Source organism: Campylobacter sp., from assembly GCF_017646085.1.
In the GTDB taxonomy this organism is placed as follows: domain Bacteria; phylum Campylobacterota; class Campylobacteria; order Campylobacterales; family Campylobacteraceae; genus Campylobacter.
The window spans coordinates 1-7763 of sequence record NZ_JAGCNF010000085.1 but is presented as its reverse complement, the minus strand read 5'-3'; the positions used below and the strand labels follow the sequence as shown (position 1 = coordinate 7763).

Genomic DNA, 7763 nt, shown 5'->3' with positions numbered 1-7763 from the left:
TATCAGTTAGCGATACACCCAAATCCACATTACTCATCTCTAGCATATGATTACGAATCGCTGCCCCATAAATCACTTCGCCATTAGCATTAGTATAAAATATCGGCTCGCCCGAATTTGCACTAGCTTGATAGGTATTCTCGCTAGCTTTGTTTAGGCCTTGATTATTTTGGAAGTGATATAGAGCAACCTTTGCTACTGTTGCCATATCGCCATTATCAAATACTGCTAAAATATCACCACTATCGCTCATTGTATATTCAGTTAGCAAACCTTCAGATCTACCATTTTTTGAAACGCTTAACTCAGCGCTAATTTGCTCAGCTGGTTTTAATCCATCAAAGCCTGTATTTGGCACTGCTGGATTATATGGTGTTCCTAGTGATAGTTCTAAATTTGCTCCACCATTATTAATAGCGCCTAAGGTATTACTAACTAACGCACCTTTTTGATTATATCTTAGCTCGCCTTGTGTAGCACTAATAATCTCCCCATCTGGGCCAATCACGCTTACAACAGCATCAAATGCGATTTGCTGATCTTGTGGAACTTGCTTAGTAAATTCAAGCTTTAAAATATTTTTATCCCCATTTGGCGCCCAAATATCAGTAGTAAATGTCTGTGGGGTGGCCACTTCTTGTTTTACCATTGCACTAGCTAAGTATGTTAGTTCACCATCTAAATCTAGCTTGGTCGTTGCATTGCCATTGTCAAATTCGACTGAAAATTTTCCATCAGCTTGAGTTGAGGCCTTTACCTCTACACTTTGGCCCTTTGCATCTGTGATAGTGATCATTACCTCGTTATTGGCTTTATTTGGATGATGGATCTCTGGAGTTAAATTTAAATCACCAGTAATAGTGATTTTATTAGTGTTTTTATTAGCTTCAACTGTAAAACTCTCACTAGTAAGCTCTACACTACGAGGCTCAGTATAAATAGTTGAATTTAAATAGCCTGAGTAGCTTACCTGTGTTGTTGGCGATGATGGTGTATATAGTACATCTGGGAGCTGAATTTTACCTTGAGAGCCTACAGTGCCAAGTTCTATATTTTGGCCAATTGGAATGCTATAAGCCTCAACATTTCCACCTGTTACTCCTAGTTTATTTAATGCACTCTCTCCTAATGTTGCGCTACTTAGCGGAGCGACTGTACCTAGTAGATACATACCACTTCTATTTACTAAATTTCCATCGCTATCTTTGGTAAATTCGCCATTTCTAGTAAAATACTGCTCGCCATTATTTCCAATTAAACCAAAAAATCCATCGCCATCAATTGCCATATCAAAAACATTATCAGTAGTTTGCAAATTTCCTTGGGTAAAATTTAGCGATGTTGCCATCTTGGTTGAGCCTAGTCCGATTTGAGAATTTACTGGCGAACTAGACGCACCTGCTAAAGTGCTATAAAATAGACTTTTAAATTCAGCCGTAGAGCTTTTATAGCCAACTGTATTAATATTTGAGATATCATTTCCAATAGTACTATGACCAAATTCAGCAGTCTTTACACCACTTACGCCATTATAAAATCCTATCATCATGACTTGACTACCTCATCTTTTTGACTCTCATCTTTAGCTAATTCATCTTTAGCGTCTTGTGGTTTATCACTTAGATCTTCATCTTTTGATTCTTCTTTTTTATTGCTTGAACTAGTTTGGTTTGAGCTTACTGTATTATATACAATTGATTCAGTAAATTCTCTAACTTGATCCATCGCTACAAACTCACCAGCAACTTTGATATATGCTACGCCTTTTTCAAATTTAACAGCTTCGACTGGATACTGACCTAAAACAGTCTCTCTATTGCCACCATTAGCATCTATATATTTAGCTTTTACTAAATATTCACCTGGAAGTGTTGGTTCTCCGCTATTGCTTAAACCATCCCATCTAAATTGATTTACACCAGATTTAATATCACTTATGCTGACATTACGAACGACATTACCCACTGAGTCGTATATCTCAATTGTTCCGCTAACTGCATCAACTGGGAAGAATAGACTAAAATCAACCTGAGATGATGGCGTATCTTTGGCCACTGAGTTGGCTAGATTTGCCATCTTGCCTAGCGCACTCATAGCATTTAGTGAAGCACTTGCTTGCATCTGCTCGCTTAATTGGCTCATAACTTGGTTGGTTTTTTCTTGCATTTCAACTGTGGCTAGCTGGCTGGTTTGTTCTAGCATTTTTGCGCTATCCATCGGCTCGGTTGGGTCTTGGTGTTGCAATTCAACCAATAAAAGCTTCAAGAAAGCATCTTTGTCTAATTGCGAATTTGGACTTACTCCACCTGTTACGCCACTAGCTTTTTGCGCGGCCTCATTTGCAGCCCAGATATCAGTGGTAAATTGCGGTGTTTGATTAATAGATGTTGCCATGATGCTCTCCTAATTTTTCTTACATTTTTTCATTTTAAAGCAATTTGCATTCCAAATTTAGAAATACTTTGGTAGTATTACTTCTAAAACACTCTCTTCATTTTGAGCTATTTCTGTTAGCTCGCTATCTTCACTAACAAATTTTGCCTTTTTATTTTGACCTTGGCTTTGTTCTTTATTAGCATTATCATTAAAGCTCATTGATAACTCACTAAAACCCATATTTACAAGACTGGTTCTAAATTCAGCCTGGTGTTGCATAAATAGCTGCATAGTTTGATTGTTTGAGTTAAAATTTATATGCAAATTTGAGCCACGATTAATTAAAGTAATCTCGACTTCGCCTAAATTTCCTGGATTTAGCGTTAAGTGAAATCTTGTAATTGGCGGCTTATATTCGCTAATTTTTTCTTGAAGCTGAGTTGCAAAATTATCAAAAACCTGTCTTAAATTTAACTCTTTAGCGTTTAATTTAGCACTATTTACAATATCTTTTACCTGAGAGTTTGCTTGGCTAGTTGGCTCTATACCTTGAGTGGTTTGTTCGCTTAAACTTGCCTCTACACTACTACTAGCTAAATCAGTAGTAGCTGTCATAGCCGCTTTGGCACTTTGTTCGCTACTTTCTTTCATTGCTCGTTGCATAATATTTGCTAAATAATCATCAATGCTAGATATGCTTTGAGATTTTGTAGCATTTGGTGTAGTTGTTGTAGTAGTTTTAGTATCTTTGATCTCTTTATTTAGCTCAGAAGGTTGATTTAGCTTTTGCTCAGCAGTTTGAGCAAGCTTTTCAGTGATTTTTTGAGTATCGATTTTAGCTTCTGGATGTAGCTTTTTGACCGAATTTATATCATCACTTAGCTCTACACTTTGACCTTGCATTAGCTTGCTTAAAACACTTTTATCATCTTTTTGTGTTTTTTGAAGTGCCTTTTCTATATCTTTTTTAGTAATTGCATTTAAATCAATAGCTTGATTTAGTGCTGGAATTTGATTAAAAAATCCTTTGGCATTTAGATTTTTAAACTCATTTTTTAGCGCTTCAAGACCATCTTTTGAGATTTTTATTTTGCTTAGACCTAGGCCAAATTTTTCACTTAAATTTAGCAATTCTTGCAGATTTTTAGCCCCTTTTAACTCTTTGATATTTTGTTCAGTAGCTAAGAATTTATTTAAGCTTGAACTTAGCAGATTAGCACCTGTTTTAGTGCTACCATCACTAGCTTCTAAAAGGCTTAAAAGCGTTATAAAATCAGCATTTTCTAGCATAATCTCATCTGTATTTTGACTACTTTGGGCTGAATTTGAAGCGCTATTTTGAATCATTTTATCGCTTTGTGAGCTATCGGTTTTAGCGCTATTTGTTTGGCTAGAACTTTGAGCAGTTTTATCGCTAGAGTTTGTACTAGAGCCTTGTGTGGTTTGATTGGTGATTTGTTCTTGTGGTTTTGATTGATTATTTTCTTGAGAGTTTTGTGAAGCTTTAGAATCTTCATACTCTTTTACGCTATTTTCAATCATTTTATAAAAGCTATCATCACCTTCATTTTGTTCAGTTTTAACAGGTTTGCTTTGGACTTGAGTGGAGTTACTTGAGCTTAATAGCGCTTCGTTTAAACCTTGCATTTGCTATCCTAGTTTGAGAATTTTGGCCTTATATAGCAAATTCTATTCCGAATTTTAGGCTTTATGTTATCTTTATTAAATTCAAAGCAAATTTAGCAACTTTTAGATATAATCGCCCCTAAAAATTTGAAAATATTTAAGGAAATCTCGTGGAAAATATTAGAAATATCGCAGTCATCGCACACGTTGACCACGGTAAAACAACAATGGTAGATGAACTACTAAAACAATCAGGCACATTCACAGAACACCAAAATATCGGTGAAAGAGTGATGGATAGCAATGATATAGAGCGTGAGCGTGGTATCACAATTCTTAGCAAAAATACAGCTATCCGCTATAAAGATTATAAAATCAACATTATTGACACTCCAGGACACGCCGACTTTGGTGGTGAGGTTGAGCGTGTTTTAAAGATGGTTGATGGGGTTTTGCTCCTTGTAGATGCGCAAGAAGGCGTAATGCCACAAACCAAATTTGTTGTAAAAAAAGCCCTATCTTTAGGTCTTCGCCCAATAGTTGTAGTAAATAAAATTGACAAACCAGCTGGCGATCCTGATAGAGTTATCAATGAGATTTTTGACCTATTTGTGGCTTTAGAGGCTAATGATGAACAGCTTGAATTTCCAATCGTCTATGCTGCTGCAAAAAATGGCTATGCAAAACATAAGCTAGAAGATGAAAATATCAATATGGAGCCTCTATTTGAAACTATTATAAATCATGTTCCAGCTCCAAGTGGCAAGGATGAAAATCCACTTCAATTACAAGTCTTCACCCTTGATTATGATAATTATGTAGGTAAAATTGGTATTGCTAGAATATTTAATGGCACAATTAGCAAAAATCAAAATGTAATGCTAGCTAAAGCTGATGGTAGCAAAACAACAGGTAGAATTAGCAAGCTTATTGGATTTTTAGGTCTTGAGCGTACAGATATAGATACAGCAAGCAGCGGAGATATCGTAGCAATTGCTGGATTTGATGCTTTAGATGTGGGCGATAGCGTAGTAGATCCTAACTCACCAATGCCACTTGATCCACTTCACATAGAAGAGCCAACCCTTAGCGTAGTATTTAGCGTAAATGATGGCCCATTATCAGGTACAGAGGGTAAATATGTCACATCAAATAAACTTGATGAACGTCTAGAAAGCGAGATGAAAACCAATATCGCTATGAAATATGAAAATATCGGCGAAGGTAAATTTAAAGTAAGTGGCCGTGGTGAATTACAAATTACAATCTTAGCTGAGAATATGAGAAGAGAGGGCTTTGAGTTCTGTCTTGGTAGACCTGAGGTTATTGTAAAAGAGATTAATGGGGTAAAATGTGAGCCATTTGAATTACTAGTAATTGATGCTCCAGATGACTGCACTGGCGCAGTAATTGAAAAACTAGGCAAAAGAAAAGCTGAGATGGTAAGCATGAATCCTACAGGCGATGGCCAAACTAGGATTGAATTTGAGATTCCAGCTCGTGGATTAATCGGCTTTAGAAGTCAATTTTTAACCGACACCAAAGGTGAAGGCGTGATGAATCATAGCTTTTTAGAGTTTAGACCACTTAGCGGTACAGTTGAGCATAGAAGCAATGGTGCGTTAGTTAGTATGGAAAATGGCGTAGCACTTGCTTACTCGCTATTTAATCTCCAAGATCGTGGCGTACTATTTTGCGAACCACAAACAAAAGTCTATGTAGGTATGATCATTGGCGAACATAGCAGACCAAATGATTTAGATGTAAATCCTATAAAAGGTAAAAACCTAACCAATGTAAGAGCTAGTGGAAGCGATGATGCAATCAAGCTAGTGCCACCACGCAAATTAAGCCTAGAGCGTGCTTTAGAGTGGATTGAAGAGGATGAATTAGTAGAGGTTACTCCAATAAATATTAGAGTAAGAAAACGCTACTTAGATCCAACAGTGCGCAAAAGAATGGCAAAAAAATAGATAAATTTAGGTTGATTTATTAGTTACATTTATCTAAATATCTTGCTAAATCCTTAACTAAATTAAGCAGTTAATCTTATAGATCTACTGCTTAATTTGGCTTTTAATTTATTCTATAATCAAATAGTAAAATCTTTGATTATTATGCATCTAGCTTGCAATGGTAAATTTATACAAAAATATTAGAGCTTAATCCATTAACCCAAATTCACCAACTATTGATAAAATACCGCTATAATCTACAAAATTCAAATCAAAACCAGTACAAACCAAAAAGGAAAAAACAATGAAAAAAATAATGCAAGAGCGCTATTCATGTAGAGAATTTAATAATCAAAAAATTAATCAAGAGACTATAAACGAAATTTTAGATCTTACTAGATTAAGTCCTAGCTCATGTGGTTTGGAGCCGTGGAAATTTATGGTTGTAAGCAAAGAAAATGATTTAAAAGAATTAGGGCAAATATGCAATAATCAAGCCCAAGTAAGCGGATGTAGCCACGCTATAATAATTATCGCACGCAATGATCTAAAAGGCGGCTGCGACTTTATAAGAACTCAAGTAGATCGCAAGCCACGCACACCAGAGAGACTTCAAAAAGCCCTTGATCACTTCGCAGCTAGATTTAACCCACAAACCGATGAAGAGCTAATGCATTACGCATCACTTCAATGCTATATGGCAAGTGCTAATATGGTCAATATCGCTCAAAGTCTAGGTGTTAAAAGCTGCATTGTAGCTGGGTTTGATGCAGATAAATTAAATGATTTTGTAAATTTAGGGGAAAATTTTAAACCTGTGCTTGTCATCGCGCTAGGATATAGCAATGAAGAAGCACCAGCTAAAATTCGCCAAAGTTTAGAACAAGTAGTCATCTATAAATAAGGGCAAAAAAATGGAAGTAACACTGCTAAATCACACGCCATTATGGGTTTGTTCTAACGCTATTCGTACCTGCTGGCAAAGCTTTGATAAGGGCGATAATGGTGGAGAGATTGATATTGCATTAATTGAGCGAGTTGGTAACAAACTCAAACACGCTAGTACTTTAGAACATCTATATTATAACTTTTATATCAAAGGTGTTAGCCGTGCCTTATTACAAGAATTAGCCCGCCACCGCATAGCTAGCCTAAGCGTAAAAAGCACACGCTACACATTAAAAGAGCTAAAGGGCGAGAGTGAATTTAGGCTAAATGATTGGCAAAACGCAAATCGCTATCTGGTTCTAAGTGGAAACGCAGATGTAGATAATGCTAGTATTAAAGCACTAAATAACCTGCGTGAGATTTTAGCTGCAAACACTAGTCTAGATATCGCTAAATACTGCCTACCAGAGAGTTATAAAACTGAGCTTAGCTGGAGTATAAATGCTAGAAGTTTGCAAAACTTCATAACTTTAAGAAGTTCTAAAAGTGCCCTTTGGGAGATTCGCAATCTAGCAAATGCAATATATAATGCAATCCCTAATGAGCATAAATTTATATTTGCTGATTGCGTTTATAAAGATTAAAATAATATAGATTTTAGTAAAAGCTAAAATCTATATTTAACTATATTATTTTAAAGCGTAAAATAACTGCTAAAGCACATGGCGCTAGCATTGCTAAAGCTAGAAATAGTGGGGTATTTGCCCCAAGCGCTCCAACCCCAAAAGCAATTACCCCGGCTAATCCAAACTGTATAGTCCCAAGCACAGCTGAGGCGGTACCGGAGTGGTCTGTAAATCTTGCCATTGCTAATGTTGTAGCATTTGGCAAGATAAATCCAAGCGTACCAATAGCTAC

General features: G+C 36.2%; 6 protein-coding genes and 1 pseudogene. 3 read left to right on the top strand and 4 right to left on the bottom strand.

Features of this window, described 5'->3' with window-relative positions; translation table 11 throughout:
- The 3 genes from J6V67_RS04690 to J6V67_RS04680 form a co-directional block, all read right to left on the bottom strand.
- A partial coding sequence (locus J6V67_RS04690) for a flagellar hook-basal body complex protein (protein WP_291859494.1) occupies positions 1 to 1549 on the bottom strand: 1549 nt, incomplete at its 3' end.
- Positions 1546 to 2394, bottom strand: a complete 849-nt coding sequence (locus J6V67_RS04685; protein ID WP_291859491.1) for a flagellar basal body rod modification protein — start codon at positions 2392 to 2394, stop codon at positions 1546 to 1548. The genes J6V67_RS04685 and J6V67_RS04690, both read right to left, overlap by 4 nt.
- Before the next feature lie 57 nt (positions 2395 to 2451).
- Positions 2452 to 4023, bottom strand: a complete 1572-nt coding sequence (locus J6V67_RS04680; protein WP_291859488.1) for a flagellar hook-length control protein FliK — start codon at positions 4021 to 4023, stop codon at positions 2452 to 2454.
- Between the two features lie 149 nt (positions 4024 to 4172).
- Here J6V67_RS04680 and typA point away from each other — a divergent pair, with 149 nt between their 5' ends.
- The 3 genes from typA to thyX all read left to right on the top strand — a co-directional run bounded on the left by typA (position 4173) and on the right by thyX (position 7489).
- Positions 4173 to 5975 carry a translational GTPase TypA gene (gene typA, locus J6V67_RS04675; protein WP_291859485.1) on the top strand — a complete coding sequence of 601 codons (1803 nt, stop codon included), beginning with the start codon at positions 4173 to 4175 and terminating at the stop codon, positions 5973 to 5975.
- Positions 5976 to 6261: 286 nt separating this feature from the next.
- Entirely contained in the window at positions 6262 to 6861 is a 600-nt protein-coding gene (locus J6V67_RS04670) for a nitroreductase family protein (RefSeq protein WP_291859483.1), read from the top strand.
- Between the two features lie 10 nt (positions 6862 to 6871).
- The gene (gene thyX, locus J6V67_RS04665) at positions 6872 to 7489 is read left to right on the top strand and encodes an FAD-dependent thymidylate synthase (RefSeq protein WP_291859480.1); all 618 of its coding nucleotides are present in this window, start codon (positions 6872 to 6874) and stop codon (positions 7487 to 7489) included.
- Between the two features lie 40 nt (positions 7490 to 7529).
- Here thyX and J6V67_RS04660 read toward each other — a convergent pair.
- Positions 7530 to 7763 (bottom strand): annotated as a pseudogene (locus tag J6V67_RS04660) (Bcr/CflA family drug resistance efflux transporter); the annotation flags it as partial.

Coding starts and splice junctions, on each gene's coding strand:
- J6V67_RS04685 (WP_291859491.1), bottom strand. CDS start 2,394: ATGGCAACATCTATTAATCAAACACCGCAATTTACCACTGATATCTGG.
- J6V67_RS04680 (WP_291859488.1), bottom strand. CDS start 4,023: ATGCAAGGTTTAAACGAAGCGCTATTAAGCTCAAGTAACTCCACTCAA.
- J6V67_RS04670 (WP_291859483.1), top strand. CDS start 6,262: ATGAAAAAAATAATGCAAGAGCGCTATTCATGTAGAGAATTTAATAAT.
- thyX (WP_291859480.1), top strand. CDS start 6,872: ATGGAAGTAACACTGCTAAATCACACGCCATTATGGGTTTGTTCTAAC.